The following is a 16,976-nucleotide window of genomic DNA, read 5'->3' on the forward strand; positions in this document are numbered from 1 at the left end:
CCGGCGGCATGGCGACCCTCATGCCGGACCGGACCAACCAACGGGAATTCGACCATGTCGGACCTAGACCGCAATTACGCTTCTCCTTTCGGCAGGGCCGCCGGGCGTGTTGACGCCGCGACGGTCGATGCCGGCCTGCGCGCCTACATGCTGCGCATCTACAACTACATGAGCATTGGCCTCGCCATCACCGGCTTGGCCGCGCTCGGCGTCTACATGGCCGCCGTGACGGATGTTCCGACCCCGGAAGCCGTCCGCGTCGGCAAGCTGTTCCTGACGCCGTTCGGCTACGCGATGTTCGTCAGCCCGCTGAAGTGGCTGTTCATGCTCGCGCCGCTCGCCATGGTGTTCGTGATCTCGGCGGGCATCAACCGTCTCGCTCCCTCGACCGCCCAGATCCTGTTCTGGGTGTTCGCGGCGCTGATGGGCGTCTCGCTGTCCTCGATCTTCCTGGTGTTCACGCACACCTCGATCGTGCGGGTGTTCTTCATCACCGCGGCGACCTTCGGCGCGCTCAGCCTCTACGGCTACACCACCAAGCGTGACATGAGCGGAATGGGTTCGTTCCTGTTCATGGGCCTGATCGGCATCGTGATCGCGAGCCTGGTAAACCTGTTCCTGGCGAGCTCGGTGCTGCAGTTCGTGGTGTCGGTTGTCGGCGTGCTGGTGTTCGCGGGCCTCACCGCCTGGGATACCCAGCGGCTGAAGAACGACTACATCTACGGCTACGCCTCGGCCGGCGGTGACATCGCAGAGCGTGCGGCCATCACCGGCGCGCTGTCGCTGTACCTGAACTTCATCAACCTGTTCACGCTGCTCCTGCAGCTCCTCGGCCAGCGCGACTAAGCGCTGAGGCGAGAGGACGGACACGAACCCCGGCCGAAAGGCCGGGGTTTTTGTTTGGGTGGGCCGGACGTCGTCATCGCCCGCCTTGTGCGCAATTGCGCACTGGGGCGGGCGATCCAGTACGCCGCAGCGCCTCGATCCTAGCCGTGCTGTCTCGGAGTACTGGATGCCCCGCCTACGCGGGGCATGACAGCGCAGAAGATGGAGGCTGCTTCCCTCGCAATGACGACGTGGGGAGGCCGTTCGCCTCTTCCAGCCGTTCCAGGAAGGCTCTAATCTTGCCCCATGTCCGCACCCGATATCAGGCCCACCACTGAGGCCGACCTCCCCGCCATCACCGCCATCTACCAGCAGGCCGTCCGCGAGGGCACCGCGACGTTCGAGCTGGAGCCGCCCGACCTCGCCGAGATGACGCGCCGCTACCGTGCTCTGATCGACGGCGGCTATCCCTATTTCGTCGCTGTCCTCGACGGGCGCGTCGCCGGCTACGCCTATGCCGGGGCCTACCGGCCGCGCCCGGCCTACCGCTTCACGGTCGAGAACTCGATCTATCTCGATCCGTCCTTCCACCGCCGCGGCATCGGGGCACTCCTGCTGGAGCGGCTGATCGTCGAATGCGAGGCACGCGGCTTCCGCCAGATGATTGCCGTGATCGGCGATTCCGCCAATGCCGGCTCGATCGGCGTGCACACCAAGGGCGGCTTCAAGATGATCGGCACGCATCCCAGCGTCGGGCTGAAATTCGGCCGCTGGCTGGACACGGTGATGATGCAGCGGGACCTTGGTGAGGGCGCGAAGAGCGTGCCGGGGAAGTAAGGCCCGTAGCCCGGGTGAGCGAAGCGATACCCGGGAAGGCTGCAAGCAAAGACCCGGATGTCGCTACGCTCATCCGGGCTACTGGATCCCTGCTCACACCACCGCCAATTTGCGATCGATCACCAGGAGCACGCGCTCCAGCTCGTGGCCGCGGCGCAGGATCAAGCCCGTCGCCGAGATCACGCTGTACATGCCCTGCTTGCGCGCGAGGCGCGGATCCTTCTCGATACGATAAATTGGCACTTCCGAGGCGCGGCGGAAGACCGAGAACACGGCGCGATCCCTGAGGAAGTCGATGGCATAGTCGCGCCACTCGCCGTCGGCGACCATCCGGCCGTAGAGATTGAGAATACGGTGCAGCTCGAGCCGATTGAACGTCACGCGGCTCAGCTGCGCATTCGAAGCGGCGGGGCGCGCCGCCGCGCGCTGTTCGCTCGGATCGGCATCCTCCGACAGACTCATAGGTCGCCTCCTGTCGCATCAGCATGACCGCGTCCGCGAAGACCGTCCCCGGAACCGCGGATCATGACAGTTGCATGATCGCGCCAACTGTTCCCCACCGCAAGGGGCCCCTGGAAGGACACTGGACCGGAGCAAACCGCCCACACGCAGCGGTGGAACTCTGTCGCGGCAAACCGTCACGGGATCGTTAGCAGGAATCATAGTGTCGCCGCTTTTCCGCCAAGCGACTGCCGCCCTGCATTGCGAAAAGACTTGTGTGCGTTGACCCGGTCCTTTCGGTTCCGGATTCCTCAGCCCCCAGCCCCCCGGGGCCGTCAGGATCGGGTCTGTTCGCACGACAAGGAGGGCCAACGCGAGTTGGTCCTTTTTTGTTTGGGTCGGTTTTGTCTGTGTCGGGATGTTTCTGCCTCGACGCATATCTCACCATCTCCGCACAAACTCTCTCCCCTCATCCTGAGGAGCCGCGAAGCGGCGTCTCGAAGGATCGAGGCCGAGCTGCCACAGTAGGGCCTGCATGGTTCGAGACGGCGCTGACGCGCCTCCTCACCATGAGGATTGAGAGCGTGCTTGAGTCGGAAGATTCGAAGTGTGCGCGTCAGTGCAGCGACGTATACGCCGCGCCCAGCATCGGGCCCGGCTTCTCGCGGCTGCCGTCCTGAACATAGACCACGGCACCGTCGACGCCGTCGCGCGTGAGGTTCTCGATCGGCACCGTCCAGCTTTCCGGACGGCCGGTCCAGTCGCCGACCTTGAGTAGGTTGCGCACCACGTTGTGATAGATGACCTGCTGTCCGCGATTTTCGCCGCGGCTGATCGCGATCGGCACCGATTTCGCAATCGAGCAGATCCAGACCTCGCCGTGGGACACGGTCGGCTCGTTGCTCGCGGCCACCGAGACGTTGATCTGCTTGCCCGCGAGCGACATCGTCACCGGCACGCTCATCACGCCCGTGCCCGTGTCGGTTTTGCCGATCGCGCTTTCGATGCCGGTGCGGTCGCTGCCGACGACATGCGTGGAGCCGTTGACCACGACCTGCGGTGTGTAGACTTCGCGATCGCCGCGCATGCGCGAATAGGCACGCTGCCGTGCAGAGAAGCGCGAATCGGCCAATGTGTCCTTCCAGCCGAGATAGTCCCAATAGTCGATCGGCATGCTCAGCGCGATGATCGAGGGATCGCGGGCGAGGTCGCCGATGATCTTGTCGGCCGGCGGGCAGGAGGAGCAGCCCTGCGAGGTAAACAATTCGACAACGGCGCGGGGATCAGCCTCGGCAGGACGAATGACGGCGACGATTGCACAGAGACCAAGAGCTCCCGACCAGAGGGCGCCGGACCAGCGTGAAACCAGATGAGAAGCCGTCATTGTTGTCATGTCGAACGCCGTACACCATTGCTCGTGAGAGGGAAATCTTACCGCCGGATGGTCACCGTAGTCTTACGGGCCTCACACTTTCGTCCGCCAAAGTAACCGTCCAAAGCGTGGGGTTCTCCGCCGGGCGGGCCCATCTGAAGCCTGCCGCAAACGCGTGAAGGCGGCCTTGTGATAGGCCGCCTTCGTGTAACCTACTACTCACTTCGCAGTGAGCCACCGTTCACAAGTCCGCGCTTACGCCGCGAGCTTGCGCAGCACGTAGTGCAAGATGCCGCCGTTGCGGTAGTATTCCAGCTCGTCCAGCGTATCGATGCGGCAGAGCAGCGAAACGCGCTGCAGCGAACCGTCGCCGGAGACGATCTCCGCGGTCAGCTTCTGGCGCGGCTTGAGCTCGCCGACGAGGCCGCGCAGCGTGACCTTCTCGTCGCCCTTCAGACCGAGCGACGACCAGGAGGTGCCGTCCTCGAACGTCAGCGGCAGCACGCCCATGCCGACCAGGTTGGAGCGGTGGATGCGCTCGAAGCTCTGGCAGATCACGGCGCGCACGCCGAGCAGACGCGTGCCCTTCGCGGCCCAGTCGCGCGAGGAGCCGTTGCCGTATTCGGCGCCGGCGAACACCACCAGCGGCACCTGCTCCTGCTGGTACTTCATCGCGGCGTCGTAGATCGACATCTGCTCGCCGTCTGGCCAGTGTTTTGTCAGACCGCCCTCAGGGATATTTCCATCCGCGCCCTTGAGCATGAAGTTCTTGATGCGGATATTGGCGAAGGTGCCGCGCATCATGACTTCATGGTTGCCGCGCCGCGTGCCGTACTGGTTGAAGTCGGCCGGACGTACCTGGTGTTCGCTGAGATATTTGCCGGCGGGCGAGGTGAGCTTGATCGAACCGGCCGGCGAGATGTGGTCGGTGGTGATCTTGTCGCCGAACATGGCGAGGATGCGGGCCTCGACGATGTCGGTGACCGGCTCCGGCTCCTTCTTCATGCCTTCGAAATAGGGCGGGTTCTGCACATAGGTCGAGCTCATGTTCCAACGATAGGTCTCGCTCTCGACCGTCTTGATCTTGCGCCAGTTGGTGTCGCCCTTGAACACGTCGGCATACTTCTTCTTGAAGATCGACGCGGTCACGAACTTCTTCATGAAGGCGTTGATCTCCTTCGTCGTCGGCCAGATGTCCTTCAGGTAGACCGGCTTGCCGTCCTTGCCTTCACCGAGCGGTTCGATAGCGAGGTTCTTGGTGACGGTGCCCGCGAGCGCGTGGGCGACCACGAGCGGCGGCGAGGCCAGATAGTTCGCCTGCACGTCCGGCGAGACGCGGCCTTCGAAGTTGCGGTTACCGGAGAGCACGGCAGCCGCGACGATGCCGTTGTCGTTGATCGACTTCGAGATCTCCTCGGGCAGCGGACCGGAATTGCCGATGCAGGTGGTGCAGCCGAAACCGACCAGGTTGAAGCCGACCTTGTCGAGATCGGCCTGGAGACCGGAATCGGCGAGATAGGCCGCCACCACCTGGCTGCCCGGGGCGAGCGAAGTCTTCACCCACGGCTTTGCCTTGAGGCCCTTCGCGGCGGCGTTGCGCGCCAGCAGACCGGCGCCGATCAGCACGCTCGGGTTCGAGGTGTTCGTGCAGGAGGTGATCGCGGCGATCACGACGTCGCCATGGCCGATGTCGAACTTCTTGCCCTCGACGGCAAAGCGCTTCGCCGGCTCCTCGGCCTTCTTGTATTCGCTGGCGAGCGCGAGCGAGAAGCCCTCGGCCACGGACGGCAGCGCAATGCGGCCTTCGGGGCGCTTCGGACCGGCCATCGACGGCACGACGTCACCGAGGTCGAGCGTCAGCGTCTCCGTGAACACCGGATCGGCCGACTTGGCGGTGCGGAACAGCCCTTGCGCCTTCGCATAGGCCTGCACCAGCGCGACGCGCGCCGAGGCGCGGCCGGAGGTCTTGAGATAATCGAGCGCGGCGGCGTCGACCGGGAAGAAGCCGCAGGTCGCGCCATATTCGGGCGCCATGTTGGCGATGGTCGCCTTGTCGGCGACCGAGAGATGGTCGAGGCCGGGGCCGAAGAACTCGACGAACTTGCCGACAACGCCGAGCTTGCGCAGCATCTGCGTCACCGTCAGCACGAGGTCGGTCGCGGTGACGCCTTCCTTCATCGCGCCCTTCAGCTTGAAGCCGACGACGTTGGGCAGCAGCATCGACAGCGGCTGGCCGAGCATGCAGGCTTCGGCCTCGATGCCGCCGACGCCCCAGCCGAGCACGGCGAGACCGTTGACCATGGTGGTGTGGGAATCGGTGCCGACCAGCGAGTCGGGATAGGCGACCTCGAAGGTGCCGGTCTTCTTGCCGACCGTCATCTTCTCCTTCTTGGTCCAGACCGTCTGGGAGAGATATTCGAGATTGACCTGGTGGCAGATGCCGGTGCCGGGCGGCACGACGGAGAAGTTCGAGAACGCCTTCTGGCCCCATTTCAGGAACTCGTAGCGTTCCTGGTTCTGCTTGTATTCCTCGGTGACGTTCTTGCCGAACGCCTTGTTGTCACCGAAGAAGTTCACGATCACGGAGTGGTCGATGACGAGGTCGACCGGCACCAGCGGATTGATCTTCTCGGCATCGCCGCCAAGCTTCTGCATCGCGTTGCGCATCGCGGCGAGATCGACCACGGCGGGGACGCCGGTGAAGTCCTGCATCAGCACGCGCGCCGGGCGGAAGGCGATCTCATGCTCCAGCGACTTCTTGCGCAGCCACTTCGACACCGCGACGATGTCTTCCTTCTTGACCGAGCGGCCGTCCTCGTTGCGGAGCAGGTTCTCGAGCAAGACCTTCATCGAATAGGGGAGTTTCGAAATTCCCTTCAGACCATTCTTCTCGGCCGTGGGCAGGCTGTAATAGACATAAGTCTTGGCGCCGACCTTGAGGGTCTTTTTGCATTTGAAGCTGTCGAGCGAGGTCATGTAGGAAATCCCAATTGTTAGTTATACCCGGCAGGGTATTTTAACACCGTCAGCGTAGGCAGGCTGAGTCGCTTGCAGGGGCAGGTTGAGTTGCTGCATCAAGTAGTTCCGGGCTTATAGAAGCTTTCTAACCGCGCCGCCACAGCCACAAACGTGCCGCGGCAATCCGCGAGCCAAAAATTCCCATACGCTACCCCAAGTTTTCCTGAGGCCTGACGTTGAGCGGGTTGGTACGAGGCGAGATGCAGCTTTCCGGACATGGGGTCACATGCGTGCGGGGCGGCCGCGAGGTGTTTGCCGGGCTCGATTTCGGGGCCGGCTCCGGCGAAGCCGTGGCGGTCGTCGGCCGCAACGGATCGGGCAAGACCTCGCTGCTGCGGCTGATCGCGGGCCTGCTCATTCCGGCGGGCGGCACGATCGCGCTGCACGGAGGTGACGCCGAGCTGACATTGCCGGAGCAATGCCATTATCTCGGTCATCGCGACGCCCTGAAGCCAGCCCTGAGCGTGGCGGAGAATCTGACGTTCTGGGCCGATTTCTTGGGCGGCGAGCGTTTCGACGCCGGCGAGAGCCTCGCCACCGTCGGGCTCGACCATGCCGCCGATCTGCCCGCCGCCTTCCTGTCCGCAGGCCAGCGCCGCCGGCTCTCGCTGGCCCGCCTGCTGACCGTCCGCCGGCCGGTCTGGCTCTTGGACGAGCCGACCACGGCGCTGGATGTCGCGGGCCAGGACATGTTTTCCGGATTGATGCGCGAGCACTTGGCGCGCGGCGGCCTGATCGTCGCCGCCACCCACGCCCCCCTCGGGATCGATTCGCGGGAGCTGCGGATCGGGGGTGCGGTGTGATTCCGATGGACCCTCAGTTTTCCGAGCGGCGGGGTGCCGCTCTCTCCGTTCCCTCCCCCCTTGTGGGGGAGGGTCAGGGAGGGGGGTGCGGCGGGCGACACTTTCTCGGATCAAGCGCTGGAAAAACGGGCTATCTGTTGCTGGCCGCGCGCGAACGATCCGCATCTCTCCCGGGGCCACCCCTCTCCCCCGCCCTCCCCCACAAGGGGGGAGGGAGCGCAGTTTTCCCTGGGCACCAGCCGAGCTCTTATGGCCGTCTCGCAGTGGAAAGAGCCACCCCATGACCGCCCTGTCTGCCCTGATCCGCCGGGACATCCGGATTGCGCTCCGCGTCGGCGGCGGGGCATTGATTGGCGTGCTGTTCTTCCTGACCGTGGTGGTGCTGATGCCGTTTGCGGTGGGGCCGGATCTGGCACTGCTGTCGCGGCTCGGGCCGGCGATCCTGTGGCTGGGGGCGCTGCTGGCGAGCCTGCTCACCCTGGACCGGCTGTTCATGGCCGACCACGAGGACGGCTCGCTCGACCTGATCACGATGAGCCGGACCCCGCTGGAACTCGCCTGCGCGGCAAAGGCGCTGGCGCATTGGCTGGCCGCCGGCCTGCCGCTGATCGTCGCAACCCCCGTGCTCGGCCTGCTGCTCAACCTCGACATGGTGGCGACCGGCGCGGTGGCGCTGACGCTGCTCGCCGGCACCCCGGCGCTGACGTTCACCGGGATGATCGGCGCGGCGCTGGCGGTGACGCTGCATCGTGGCGGATTATTGATGGCCGTCCTGGTGCTGCCGCTGTCGATCCCGGTGCTGATCTTCGGGGTCGCGGCCTCGCAGGCGGTGATCGTCGGCCCCATGACGTTCGGCGCTCCGTTCTCGATCCTGTGTGCGCTGTCGCTGGTCAGCCTCGTGATCGGCCCCTTCGCGGCCGCGGCGAGCCTGAAACATGGACTGGATTGAGATGGACTGGACTGACCTTGACCCCGATCAACTTTCGCTGCGGACATTCGTGCTGATTGCGTGAGCGCTTACCTGTGATTATCAGGATACCATGACGCTGATCGACCTCGCCAACCCCACACGGTTCCTCGCGCTGACGGCGCGGCTGTTGCCATGGCTTGCGGCTGCGACAATCATCCTGCTCGCGATTGGGCTCTATCAGTCCGCCACCGCGCCCGACGATTATCAGCAGGGCGCGACGGTGAAGATCATGTTCATCCACGTGCCCAATGCCTGGCTGTCGATGTTCGTGTGGGGCGTGATGAGCATCGCCTCGCTGGGCACGCTGGTGTGGCGACATCCGCTCGCCGACGTCGCCGCCAAAGCGGCAGCTCCGATCGGCGCCGCCTTCACCTTCCTTGCGCTGCTGACGGGCTCGCTGTGGGGCCGGCCGATGTGGGGCACCTATTGGGAATGGGACGCGCGGCTGACCTCGGTGCTGATCCTGTTCCTGATGTATCTCGGCCTGATGGCGCTGTGGCGCGCGGTCGACGATCCCTCCCGCGCGGCTCGCGCCGCCGCCGTGCTGACGCTGGTCGGCGCGCTCAACCTGCCCATCATCAAGTTCTCAGTCGACTGGTGGAACACGCTGCACCAGCCGGCGTCAGTGATGCGGATGGGCGGCTCGTCGCTCGACAGATCGTTTCTGATTCCGCTGCTGGTGATGGCGGTCGCGTTCACCCTGCTGTTCGTCACGCTGCACATCGCGGCGATGCGCAACGAGATTTTGCGCCGCCGCGTCCGCTCGCTGCAAATGATGCAGGCGAGCCGTGTGGCGTTTTCAGAAATCGGCACCGGCTCGCGTGAGGGCAGCACGTCAAAAGAAGTCGGGGCTGCATGATCATGTCGCTCGGTCCCTACGCGCCCTTCATCGTGACATCCTATGCCGCGGCCGCCCTCGTGGTCGTGATCCTGATCGGCTGGATCGTGCTCGATTATCGCAGCCAGACACAGCGCCTGCGCGAGCTCGAGCGCAGCGGCGTGACCCGCCGCTCCGGCCGTAGCGCGACGGATCGGCCATGAGAGATCGAGAATGAGCGAGCAATCATGAGCGAGCAATCGACGTCCGCTCCGCCACAGCGCCGCACCTTCCTGATGGTGCTGCCGCTGATCGCCTTCATCGGCCTGGCGCTGTTGTTCTGGTTCCGGCTCGGCAGTGGCGATCCCTCGCGAATCCCTTCCGCGCTGATCGGACGCCCCGCGCCGCAAACCATGCTGCCGCCGCTCGAGGGATTGCAGGCTGACAACGCGCAGATCCCCGGCCTCGATCCCGCCGCGTTCAAGGGCAAGGTCAGCCTCGTCAATGTCTGGGCGTCCTGGTGCGTGCCGTGCCACGACGAGGCGCCGCTGCTGACCGAACTGGCAAAAGACAAGCGCTTCCAGCTCGTCGGCATCAACTACAAGGATGCCGCCGACAATGCGCGGCGCTTCCTGGGGCGCTACGGCAACCCGTTCGGCCGCGTCGGCGTCGATGCCAACGGCCGCGCCTCGATCGAATGGGGCGTCTATGGCGTGCCGGAGACTTTTGTCGTCGGTCGCGAAGGCACCATCGTCTACAAGCTGGTGGGACCGATCACGCCGGAGAATTTGCGGACGGTGTTGTTGCCGCAGATGGAGAAGGCGTTGAAGGCGGCGGGGAGCTGATCGCCGCTCTCGTGCCCCGGACGCTGCGCAGCGCGTGAGCGGTGCGCTGCAGAGCCGGGGCCCATGTCACAGCGCGACGCGTTGCCTTCTGGGTCCCGGCTCTGCGCAGCAGCGTTTCACGCTGCAGCGCGTCCGGGACACGGGACCCTCACCCCTTCCGCACATCCCCCGCCTCGGCCTCGCTCGCTTCCAGCGACGCCGGCTCGAGGTGATAGCGCTTGGTCAGCGGCATCTGGGCAATGGCGAAGATCATCGTGATCGGGGTGACGCCGAACACCTTGAAGTTGACCCAGAAGTCGGTGCTCTGGGTGCGCCAGACGATCTCGTTCAGCACCGCCATGCCGGCGAAGAACAGCGCCCAGCGCAGCGTCAGGATGCGCCAGCCCTGCGGCGTCAGATTGAACATCTGGTCGAACATCACGGCGATGAAGGAGCGGCCGAACAACAGGCCGCCGCCGAGGATCGCGGCAAACAGGGCGTAGATGATGGTTGGCTTGAGCTTGATGAAGGTCTCGTCGTGCAGCACCAGGGTCAGCGTGCCGAACACCAGCACGATCACGCCTGTCACGATCGCCATGATCGGGATGTGGCGCGTCACGACATAGGAGGCGATCATCGCCGCGACGATCGCGACCATGAAGGCGCCGGTCGCGGCGAACAGATTGAACTTCGCATTCACGAAGAAGAACACGAGCAGCGGGCCGAGCTCGGTCGCGAGCTTGAACAGCGGATGCGGCTGGGTCTTGTCCATTCTTCAGCTTTCGATTCCGGCAATCGCGCGGGCGAAATCGCGCGCGGTGAACGGCGCGAGATCGTCGACGCCTTCGCCGACGCCGATGAAATGCACCGGCAGTTTGAATTTCTCCGCGAGCGCCACCAGAATGCCGCCGCGGGCGGTGCCGTCGAGCTTCGTCATCACGAGGCCGGTGACGCCGGCGGTGCGATGGAAGGCCTCGACCTGCGACAGCGCGTTCTGGCCGACGGTGGCGTCCAGAACGAGCAGCACCGCATGCGGCGCAGTCGCGTCCACCTTGCGGATGACGCGCACGACTTTTTCGAGCTCGTTCATCAGCTCGGCCTTGTTCTGAAGCCGCCCGGCGGTGTCGATCAGGAGCACGTCGGTGGCCTGCTCCTTCGCCGCCGTCAGCGCGTTGAAGGCGAGGCTCGCCGAATCCGAGCCTTGCGCACCTGATATGACGGGCGTCTTCGTGCGCTCGCCCCAGACCTTGAGCTGCTCGATCGCCGCGGCGCGAAACGTGTCGCCGGCGGCCAGCATCACCTTGCGGCCTTCGGACACGAATTTTTGCGAGAGTTTCCCGATGGTGGTGGTCTTGCCGGAGCCGTTGACGCCGACCACGAGGATGACGAACGGCTTCTTGCCGGCGTCGATCTCGAGCGGTTTCGCCACCGCCGCCAGCACCTTCTCGACCTCGGTCGCGACGACGTCCTTGACTTCGTCCGCCGAGATCGCCTTGTCGTAGCGCCCGGTGCCGACCGCATCCGCGATCCGCACCGCGACCGAGGTGCCGAGGTCGGCGCGCAGCAGCACGTCCTCGATGTCGTCGAGCATGGCGCGGTCGAGCTTGCGCTTGGTGACGAGGTCGGCGACCGCGGTCCCGAGCGAGGACGAGGTGCGCTTCAGCCCGTCGGACAGGCGGCGCCACCAGCTCAGCTTGGGGGTCTCGGGGGTGGTATCGTTCATGGTGGCGGTGTGTTAGCCGTTCCGGCTCGCAAACGAAAGTCTTGACCGAAAGTCCTGCAATTGCTCGATGTTCCCGAATTGACCGCCGAGGAAATCTTAGGCCGCGTGCTCCATCGCGACGGATTGATGCTGGTCATCGACAAGCCGGCCGGCCTGCCGGTGCATCGCGGACCCAAGGGCGGCGCTAATCTGGAAACCTCCTTCGACGCGCTTCGTTTCGGCTTGCCGCGGCCGCCGGTGCTGGCCCACCGGCTGGACAAGGACACCTCCGGTTGCCTCGTGCTCGGCCGCCATCGCAAGGCGACGGCGTCGCTCGGCCTGCTGTTCAAGCATGGCAAGGTCGGCAAGACCTACTGGACCATCGTGGAGGGAGGCCCCACTGAGGACGAAGGCACCATCGACATGCCCCTCGGCCGGCTCAATGCCGAGCGCGGCTGGTGGCAGAAGCCCGATCCCGAGGGCCAGAAGGCCATCACCAACTGGAAGGTGATGGGCCGGGGCGACGGCCTGACCTGGCTCGCCATGGAACCGGTGACCGGACGGACCCATCAATTGCGGGTGCATGCGTCCGCGACCGGCTGGCCGATCTTCGGCGATAACATTTACGGCAACGGCCCGCGCTTCGGCGAGCCGAAGCTACACCTGCATTCCCGCGAGATCGTGGTGCCGATCTCTCGGAACAAGGAGCCGGTCCGCGTGGTGGCGCCGGCCCCACCCCACATGCACGAGCGGCTCCGGGCCTGCGGGTGGAACGGAGAATAATCCTGTCAGTCCCTCATGGTGAGGAGGCCGCGTAGCGGCCGTCTCGAACCATGCAGGCCCGCATCTCGCCCGCGGCCATCCTTCGAGACGCCCGCTTTGCGGGCCCCTCAGGATGAGGGCAGTGCCCGCCGCGCTCCCTATAGTTTACGAAACGTTCAGTGCTCGTCGCTAATGATAATGGTTGCTTAGAACAAGCTTCCGTCAATCTGCTCAGGACGAGCTGCGCGTCATGTCCACGGCCGAATTATCGATCATCGACGAGGTCGAGTCCGCGCTTCGGACTGGCTCGGCGGAAAAGGGCCTGGCAACAGCCCGCCGCGTCACCGACCTGTTCCTGTCCTCCGCCGGCAGTTTCGATGACGAGCAGATCGCCCTGTTCGACGACGTGCTCGATCGCCTGATCGGCACCATCGAGCTCCGCGCCATCGCCGACATGGGCGCACGCGTTGCGCTCGCCGAGATCAGCGCGCAACTCGCCCCGATCGCGCAGGCGCCGCCATCGGTCATTCGCCGCCTCGCCAACAATGACGAAATCCGCATCGCCGGTCCCGTGCTGCAGGAATCCGCGCGCCTCGACGATGGCGCGCTGGTGCAGATCGCATCATCCAAGGGCGAGCCGCATCTGCTCGCGGTCGCCGGACGTTGGTGGCTGAAGGAGATCGTCACCGATGCATTGCTGGCGCGGCGCTATCCCAGCGTCAGCCGGCGGCTCGCCGCCAATCCCGGCGCGCGCGTGTCCGGAAACGGATTTGCTGTCATCGTCGGACAAGCCGAGGCCGATCCCGAGCTCGCGGTCAGCGTCGGCGTCCGCGTCGATCTGCCGTCAGACCTGCGCCGTCAATTGCTGCGCTCGGCGAGCGATGCCGTGCGGACCCGCCTGTTGTCGCGCGCGCCGCCGCATCTGTTCGAGGAGATCCAGACCGCGATCGCCGCCGTCACCGTCGGTATCGAGCGCGAGATGTCGGGGGTCCGCGATTTCGAAGGTGCCAAGCGCGCCGTCGCAGGCCTTAAGGCGACCGGCCAGCTCAGCGAAGCGACGCTGCTCGGCTTCGCCACGCAGCGGCGCTACGAAGAGGCGGTGGCCGCATTGGCCGCATTGTCGGGATCGACCGTCGAAGTGATTCGCCCGCTGATGCAAAGCCTGCGCGAGGACGGCCTGCTGGTGCCATGCAAGGCGGCGCAGCTCACCTGGGAAACCACCGCCGCCGTGCTCGAAAGCCGCTTTGCGAGCGGCGCGATGAAGCCCGCCGATATCGCAAGGGCTCAAAGCAACTACGCGCGCATGACCCCGGAGAATGCGCGGCGGACGCTGCGGTTCTGGCAGGTGCGGGCGTTGTAGGCGCGTTAGAGACACTGCGCGCCAAATATTCCGCCGTCGTCCTGGCGAAAGCCAGGACCCATAACCACCGAATTCAGTTTGGCGAAGACTGCTAGTTGGCCGTCGCCAGGACGACGGCGGAGCAAGTTCAGCGTCTCGAGAGCTACACCGTCAGCCGCGCGCCATCACGACCGGCGATCCGCAGCGGCACGACGCTGCCGACACGCTCGCCCGCAATCACCACCGGCAGATAATGCTCCGTGCGTCCCTGACCGTCGCTCTCGATCAGCACCTCACGCGCGGCGCCGATCTCGGCTTGCAGCCGCTGCAGAAGCGCAGCCTCACCGGCCGAGCGTAGCCGTTTCGCCCGCTGCTTGATTGCACCGCCCGCCACCTGCGGCATTCGCGCGGCCGGCGTGCCGGGACGCGGCGAATAGGGGAAGACGTGGAGGAAGGTCAGGCCGCATTCCTCGACCAGATCGAGCGAACGCGAGAACATCTCCTCGGTCTCGGTCGGAAAGCCCGCAATGATATCGGCGCCCAGCGCGATATCCGGGCGCAGGCGACGGATCTGGCCGCAAAACGCGATGGCGTCGCCGCGCGTATGCCGCCGCTTCATGCGCTTCAAGATCATGTCGTCGCCGGACTGCAGCGACAGGTGCAGATGCGGCATCAGCCGCGAATCTTCAGCGATGGCATCCAACAGATCGCTGTCCGCCTCGATCGAATCGATCGAGGAGATGCGCAGGCGCCTCAGCTCCGGCACATGCCGCAAAATCTGCTTCGTCAGCAGGCCGAGTTTCGGCGTGCCCGGCAGGTCAGTGCCGTAACTGGTGAGATCGACGCCGGTCAGAACGATCTCGGCATGGCCGCGCGCGACCAATGCCCGGACCTGATCGACCACCGCGCCCATCGGCACAGAGCGCGAATTGCCGCGCCCGAACGGAATGATGCAAAAGGTGCAGCGATGGTCGCAGCCGTTCTGCACCTGCACGAACACGCGCGGCAGCCCGCTCGCAAAGCCGTCGATGAGATGCGGCGCCATCTCTTTCACCGCCATGATGTCGCTGACGGCGATTTTTTCGCTGGCACCGAGATCGAACGCCGCACGCGCCTCGCGCCATGCGGACGATCGCATCTTGTCGTCATTGCCGACGACGCGGTCGACTTCGGCCATCCCGGCAAACATGCCGCTTTGCGTCTGCGCCGCGCAACCGGTGACGACGATGCGTGCTCCCGGCCGCTCGCGCTTCAATTTGCGGATCGACTGCCTCGCCTGCGCCACCGCCTCGTTGGTGACGGCGCAGCTATTAATGACGATGGTATCGGAGAGGCCTGCGCCCTCGGCCTCGCGGCGGATCACCTCGGCCTCGAAGGCATTGAGGCGGCAGCCGAAGGTGACGATGTCGACGGTCATTACCCGACCGGCGCGAACAGCGCGGGATCGAAACTGCCTTCATATTCGAAGGTCGCCGTGCCCGTCATCAGCACGTGATCGTCGCGCTCGCGCCATTCGATCCCGAGCTTGCCGCCGGGCAGCGTGATCTCGACATTGCGCTCGGCGCGCTTCAGCCGCGCCGCCGCGACCGCCGTGGCACAGGCGGCCGAGCCGCAGGCCCTGGTCAGGCCGGCGCCGCGCTCCCAGGTGCGGATCGTGATGTGCTGGGGATCGACGATATGGGCGAGCGTGATGTTGGCGCGCTCCGGGAAGATCGGATGGTTCTCCAGCAGCGGACCGAAACGCTCGAGGTCGTAGGCGTTGACGTCATCGACCCAGAAGATCGCATGCGGATTGCCCATGCTGACCACCGAGGGCGAATGCAGGATCGGATTGTCGATCGGGCCGATCTGCAGCTCGATGTAGCGGGTGTCCCGGAATTCCTGGTCGAGCGGAATGTCCTGCCAGCCGAATTTTGGCGCGCCCATGTCCACCGTATAAAGATCGGGCGCCGGACCCTGCCAGGCATTGAGCAGGCCCGCGGCCGTCTCGAACGTTGCATTGGTCTGGCCGGTCTTCTCGAAGATGCGGCGGACGACGCAGCGCATACCGTTGCCGCAGGCGCCTGCCTCGGAGCCGTCACTGTTGTAGATGCTGATGAAGGCTTCGGTGCCGTCGAAGCGCGGCTTCTGCAGCACCATGAGCTGGTCGTAGGTCACGCCGCCTCGCGCCGATGCCACCGCGCGGGCATCGTCCGGGGTGACCTTTGAGGTGGAATCGCGCATGTCGACAACGACGATCTCGTTGCCGATGCCGTTCATCTTGGCAAATGCGTGGTTGGCCAGCGCGCTCATGAAAATTCCCGAATTTCGCCTGCCTTATATGGCGATCCTTGGCCGGCTTGGCCAGTGATTTGCCGACAACAGCCAGGAGGCTGCCATGACGCATCTGTCATGGGACGAATTCGGCGCTCGCGTGTTAGAACGGCGAAATTCGCGCGATCCGGGACATGCGGCCGGGTTAAGGCCTCGGGGACGTAAGGCCTTGGCGGATAAGCTATTGGGGAGAATAAAAATGTTCAGGTTTCGTCGTCTCGCTTTAGCCGCGCTGATCCCGGCAGCGGCCTTGTCGTTTGATCTGTCCGCCACGCTGGCCCAAACGCCGAGCCCGGCGCCGGCCGCATCAGCGAGCCCCTCGCCGGCTCCGTCGGCCTCGCCCGCCCCCGCGGCAAGTGCCTCACCCGCACCCGTGGCCACCCCGTCGCCGGCGGCAAGCGCCTCGCCCTCGCCCGCAGCCAGTGCCTCACCGAGCCCGGCCGCCCCGCCGCCCGCTGCGGCCGCGACGCCGGCTCCCGTGCAGACGGCCGATCCCTTCGGACAGGAGACCACGCTCGAGCCCAAGAAGGTCGTGATGGTCAAGGGCACTGCCAATTGGGACTCTGCCTTCGACACGCTGATCGACGCCTTCAAGGCGCTGAACACGTTGCTGGACAAGCAGGGAATCAAGCACGCCGGCAATTCGATGATCGTCTACACCTCGACGGACGACACCGGATTCACCTTCCTTGCCGAGATCCCGGTCGAGCAGGACCCGAAGAACCTGCCGAAGGACATGAGCGTCGGCAAATCGCCGGAGGGCAAGGCGTTGAAATTCGTCCATCGCGGCTCCTACGACAACATGGACAACACCTACGAGGCGATCACCAATCACCTCGACGACAAGAAGCTGGAAGCCAAGGACACCTTCATCGAGGAGTACCTCACCGATCCCCTGAAGACGGCGGAGGACAAGCTCGTGATCAATGTTTTCGTGCCGCTGAAATGAGACC

The 16,976-nt window shown here is 65.1% G+C and carries 17 protein-coding genes; 10 read left to right on the forward strand and 7 right to left on the reverse strand.

The annotated features are described in order from the left end of the window. Positions 1-54 precede the first annotated feature (54 nt). Positions 55-846 carry a Bax inhibitor-1/YccA family protein gene (locus ABIB90_RS24175; RefSeq protein ID WP_007598855.1) on the forward strand — a complete coding sequence of 264 codons (792 nt, stop codon included), beginning with the start codon at positions 55-57 and terminating at the stop codon, positions 844-846. 285 nt (positions 847-1,131) lie between these two features. Next, entirely contained in the window at positions 1,132-1,662 is a 531-nt protein-coding gene (locus ABIB90_RS24180; protein WP_354201512.1) for a GNAT family N-acetyltransferase, read from the forward strand. A gap of 93 nt (positions 1,663-1,755) precedes the next feature. Here the strand turns inward: ABIB90_RS24180 and ABIB90_RS24185 are convergent, their stop codons facing one another. From ABIB90_RS24185 to acnA, 3 genes are all read right to left on the reverse strand, one after another. Then, the gene (locus ABIB90_RS24185; protein ID WP_007598853.1) at positions 1,756-2,124 is read right to left on the reverse strand and encodes a DUF2794 domain-containing protein; all 369 of its coding nucleotides are present in this window, start codon (positions 2,122-2,124) and stop codon (positions 1,756-1,758) included. Positions 2,125-2,719: 595 nt separating this feature from the next. Next, the gene (locus tag ABIB90_RS24190; protein ID WP_007598850.1) at positions 2,720-3,496 is read right to left on the reverse strand and encodes a DUF1223 domain-containing protein; all 777 of its coding nucleotides are present in this window, start codon (positions 3,494-3,496) and stop codon (positions 2,720-2,722) included. A 234-nt stretch (positions 3,497-3,730) separates the two neighbouring features. Then, complete coding sequence (gene acnA, locus ABIB90_RS24195) at positions 3,731-6,451, reverse strand: aconitate hydratase AcnA (protein ID WP_354201513.1); 2,721 nt, start codon at positions 6,449-6,451, stop codon at positions 3,731-3,733. A gap of 242 nt (positions 6,452-6,693) precedes the next feature. On the opposite strand from acnA, the gene ccmA reads away from it, so the two are divergent. The 5 genes from ccmA to ABIB90_RS24220 all read left to right on the forward strand — a co-directional run bounded on the left by ccmA (position 6,694) and on the right by ABIB90_RS24220 (position 9,928). Further along, positions 6,694-7,296, forward strand: a complete 603-nt coding sequence (gene ccmA / locus ABIB90_RS24200) for a heme ABC exporter ATP-binding protein CcmA (RefSeq protein ID WP_007598847.1) — start codon at positions 6,694-6,696, stop codon at positions 7,294-7,296. Between the two features lie 280 nt (positions 7,297-7,576). After that, on the forward strand, positions 7,577-8,245 hold the full coding sequence (gene ccmB, locus ABIB90_RS24205; protein ID WP_007598845.1) for a heme exporter protein CcmB: 669 nt from the start codon (positions 7,577-7,579) through the stop codon (positions 8,243-8,245). Positions 8,246-8,336: 91 nt separating this feature from the next. Further along, a complete protein-coding gene (locus ABIB90_RS24210) occupies positions 8,337-9,125 on the forward strand; it encodes a heme ABC transporter permease (RefSeq protein ID WP_007598843.1) in 789 nt (262 codons plus the stop codon). Then, positions 9,122-9,307 carry a heme exporter protein CcmD gene (gene ccmD, locus ABIB90_RS24215; RefSeq protein WP_007598841.1) on the forward strand — a complete coding sequence of 62 codons (186 nt, stop codon included), beginning with the start codon at positions 9,122-9,124 and terminating at the stop codon, positions 9,305-9,307. Before ABIB90_RS24210 ends, ccmD begins: the two co-directional genes overlap by 4 nt. A 24-nt stretch (positions 9,308-9,331) precedes the next feature. Continuing rightward, entirely contained in the window at positions 9,332-9,928 is a 597-nt protein-coding gene (locus ABIB90_RS24220; RefSeq protein ID WP_007598840.1) for a DsbE family thiol:disulfide interchange protein, read from the forward strand. Between the two features lie 148 nt (positions 9,929-10,076). Here the strand turns inward: ABIB90_RS24220 and ABIB90_RS24225 are convergent, their stop codons facing one another. Then, positions 10,077-10,679, reverse strand: a complete 603-nt coding sequence (locus ABIB90_RS24225) for a septation protein A (protein WP_007598838.1) — start codon at positions 10,677-10,679, stop codon at positions 10,077-10,079. 3 nt (positions 10,680-10,682) lie between these two features. Beyond that, positions 10,683-11,630 (reverse strand): signal recognition particle-docking protein FtsY, encoded by a 948-nt coding sequence (gene ftsY / locus ABIB90_RS24230; RefSeq protein WP_354201515.1) that lies wholly within the window; start codon positions 11,628-11,630, stop codon positions 10,683-10,685. Positions 11,631-11,690: 60 nt separating this feature from the next. Here ftsY and ABIB90_RS24235 point away from each other — a divergent pair, with 60 nt between their 5' ends. Continuing rightward, the gene (locus ABIB90_RS24235; RefSeq protein WP_354201516.1) at positions 11,691-12,392 is read left to right on the forward strand and encodes an RluA family pseudouridine synthase; all 702 of its coding nucleotides are present in this window, start codon (positions 11,691-11,693) and stop codon (positions 12,390-12,392) included. A gap of 229 nt (positions 12,393-12,621) precedes the next feature. Next, positions 12,622-13,731 (forward strand): DUF2336 domain-containing protein, encoded by a 1,110-nt coding sequence (locus tag ABIB90_RS24240; protein ID WP_354201517.1) that lies wholly within the window; start codon positions 12,622-12,624, stop codon positions 13,729-13,731. A 142-nt stretch (positions 13,732-13,873) separates the two neighbouring features. Here ABIB90_RS24240 and mtaB read toward each other — a convergent pair whose 3' ends face one another. Next, positions 13,874-15,127 carry a tRNA (N(6)-L-threonylcarbamoyladenosine(37)-C(2))-methylthiotransferase MtaB gene (mtaB, locus tag ABIB90_RS24245; protein ID WP_354201518.1) on the reverse strand — a complete coding sequence of 418 codons (1,254 nt, stop codon included), beginning with the start codon at positions 15,125-15,127 and terminating at the stop codon, positions 13,874-13,876. Continuing rightward, the gene (gene dapF, locus ABIB90_RS24250; protein WP_354201519.1) at positions 15,127-16,002 is read right to left on the reverse strand and encodes a diaminopimelate epimerase; all 876 of its coding nucleotides are present in this window, start codon (positions 16,000-16,002) and stop codon (positions 15,127-15,129) included. Before dapF ends, mtaB begins: the two co-directional genes overlap by 1 nt. Positions 16,003-16,222: 220 nt before the next feature. On the opposite strand from dapF, the gene ABIB90_RS24255 reads away from it, so the two are divergent. After that, complete coding sequence (locus tag ABIB90_RS24255) at positions 16,223-16,972, forward strand: GyrI-like domain-containing protein (protein WP_083869895.1); 750 nt, start codon at positions 16,223-16,225, stop codon at positions 16,970-16,972. Positions 16,973-16,976: the final 4 nt, after the last annotated feature.

The sequence above is a fragment of the Bradyrhizobium sp. JR4.1 genome (assembly GCF_040548605.1).
GTDB lineage: Bacteria > Pseudomonadota > Alphaproteobacteria > Rhizobiales > Xanthobacteraceae > Bradyrhizobium > Bradyrhizobium canariense.

What these genes read in the sequence shown, in the direction of transcription:
- ABIB90_RS24175 (WP_007598855.1), top strand. Translation starts at nt 55, where the DNA reads ATGTCGGACCTAGACCGCAATTACGCTTCTCCTTTCGGCAGGGCCGCC.
- ABIB90_RS24180 (WP_354201512.1), top strand. Translation starts at nt 1,132, where the DNA reads ATGTCCGCACCCGATATCAGGCCCACCACTGAGGCCGACCTCCCCGCC.
- ABIB90_RS24185 (WP_007598853.1), bottom strand. Translation starts at nt 2,124, where the DNA reads ATGAGTCTGTCGGAGGATGCCGATCCGAGCGAACAGCGCGCGGCGGCG.
- ABIB90_RS24190 (WP_007598850.1), bottom strand. Translation starts at nt 3,496, where the DNA reads ATGACAACAATGACGGCTTCTCATCTGGTTTCACGCTGGTCCGGCGCC.
- acnA (WP_354201513.1), bottom strand. Translation starts at nt 6,451, where the DNA reads ATGACCTCGCTCGACAGCTTCAAATGCAAAAAGACCCTCAAGGTCGGC.
- ccmA (WP_007598847.1), top strand. Translation starts at nt 6,694, where the DNA reads ATGCAGCTTTCCGGACATGGGGTCACATGCGTGCGGGGCGGCCGCGAG.
- ccmB (WP_007598845.1), top strand. Translation starts at nt 7,577, where the DNA reads ATGACCGCCCTGTCTGCCCTGATCCGCCGGGACATCCGGATTGCGCTC.
- ABIB90_RS24210 (WP_007598843.1), top strand. Translation starts at nt 8,337, where the DNA reads ATGACGCTGATCGACCTCGCCAACCCCACACGGTTCCTCGCGCTGACG.
- ccmD (WP_007598841.1), top strand. Translation starts at nt 9,122, where the DNA reads ATGATCATGTCGCTCGGTCCCTACGCGCCCTTCATCGTGACATCCTAT.
- ABIB90_RS24220 (WP_007598840.1), top strand. Translation starts at nt 9,332, where the DNA reads ATGAGCGAGCAATCGACGTCCGCTCCGCCACAGCGCCGCACCTTCCTG.
- ABIB90_RS24225 (WP_007598838.1), bottom strand. Translation starts at nt 10,679, where the DNA reads ATGGACAAGACCCAGCCGCATCCGCTGTTCAAGCTCGCGACCGAGCTC.
- ftsY (WP_354201515.1), bottom strand. Translation starts at nt 11,630, where the DNA reads ATGAACGATACCACCCCCGAGACCCCCAAGCTGAGCTGGTGGCGCCGC.
- ABIB90_RS24240 (WP_354201517.1), top strand. Translation starts at nt 12,622, where the DNA reads ATGTCCACGGCCGAATTATCGATCATCGACGAGGTCGAGTCCGCGCTT.
- mtaB (WP_354201518.1), bottom strand. Translation starts at nt 15,127, where the DNA reads ATGACCGTCGACATCGTCACCTTCGGCTGCCGCCTCAATGCCTTCGAG.
- dapF (WP_354201519.1), bottom strand. Translation starts at nt 16,002, where the DNA reads ATGAGCGCGCTGGCCAACCACGCATTTGCCAAGATGAACGGCATCGGC.
- ABIB90_RS24255 (WP_083869895.1), top strand. Translation starts at nt 16,223, where the DNA reads ATGTTCAGGTTTCGTCGTCTCGCTTTAGCCGCGCTGATCCCGGCAGCG.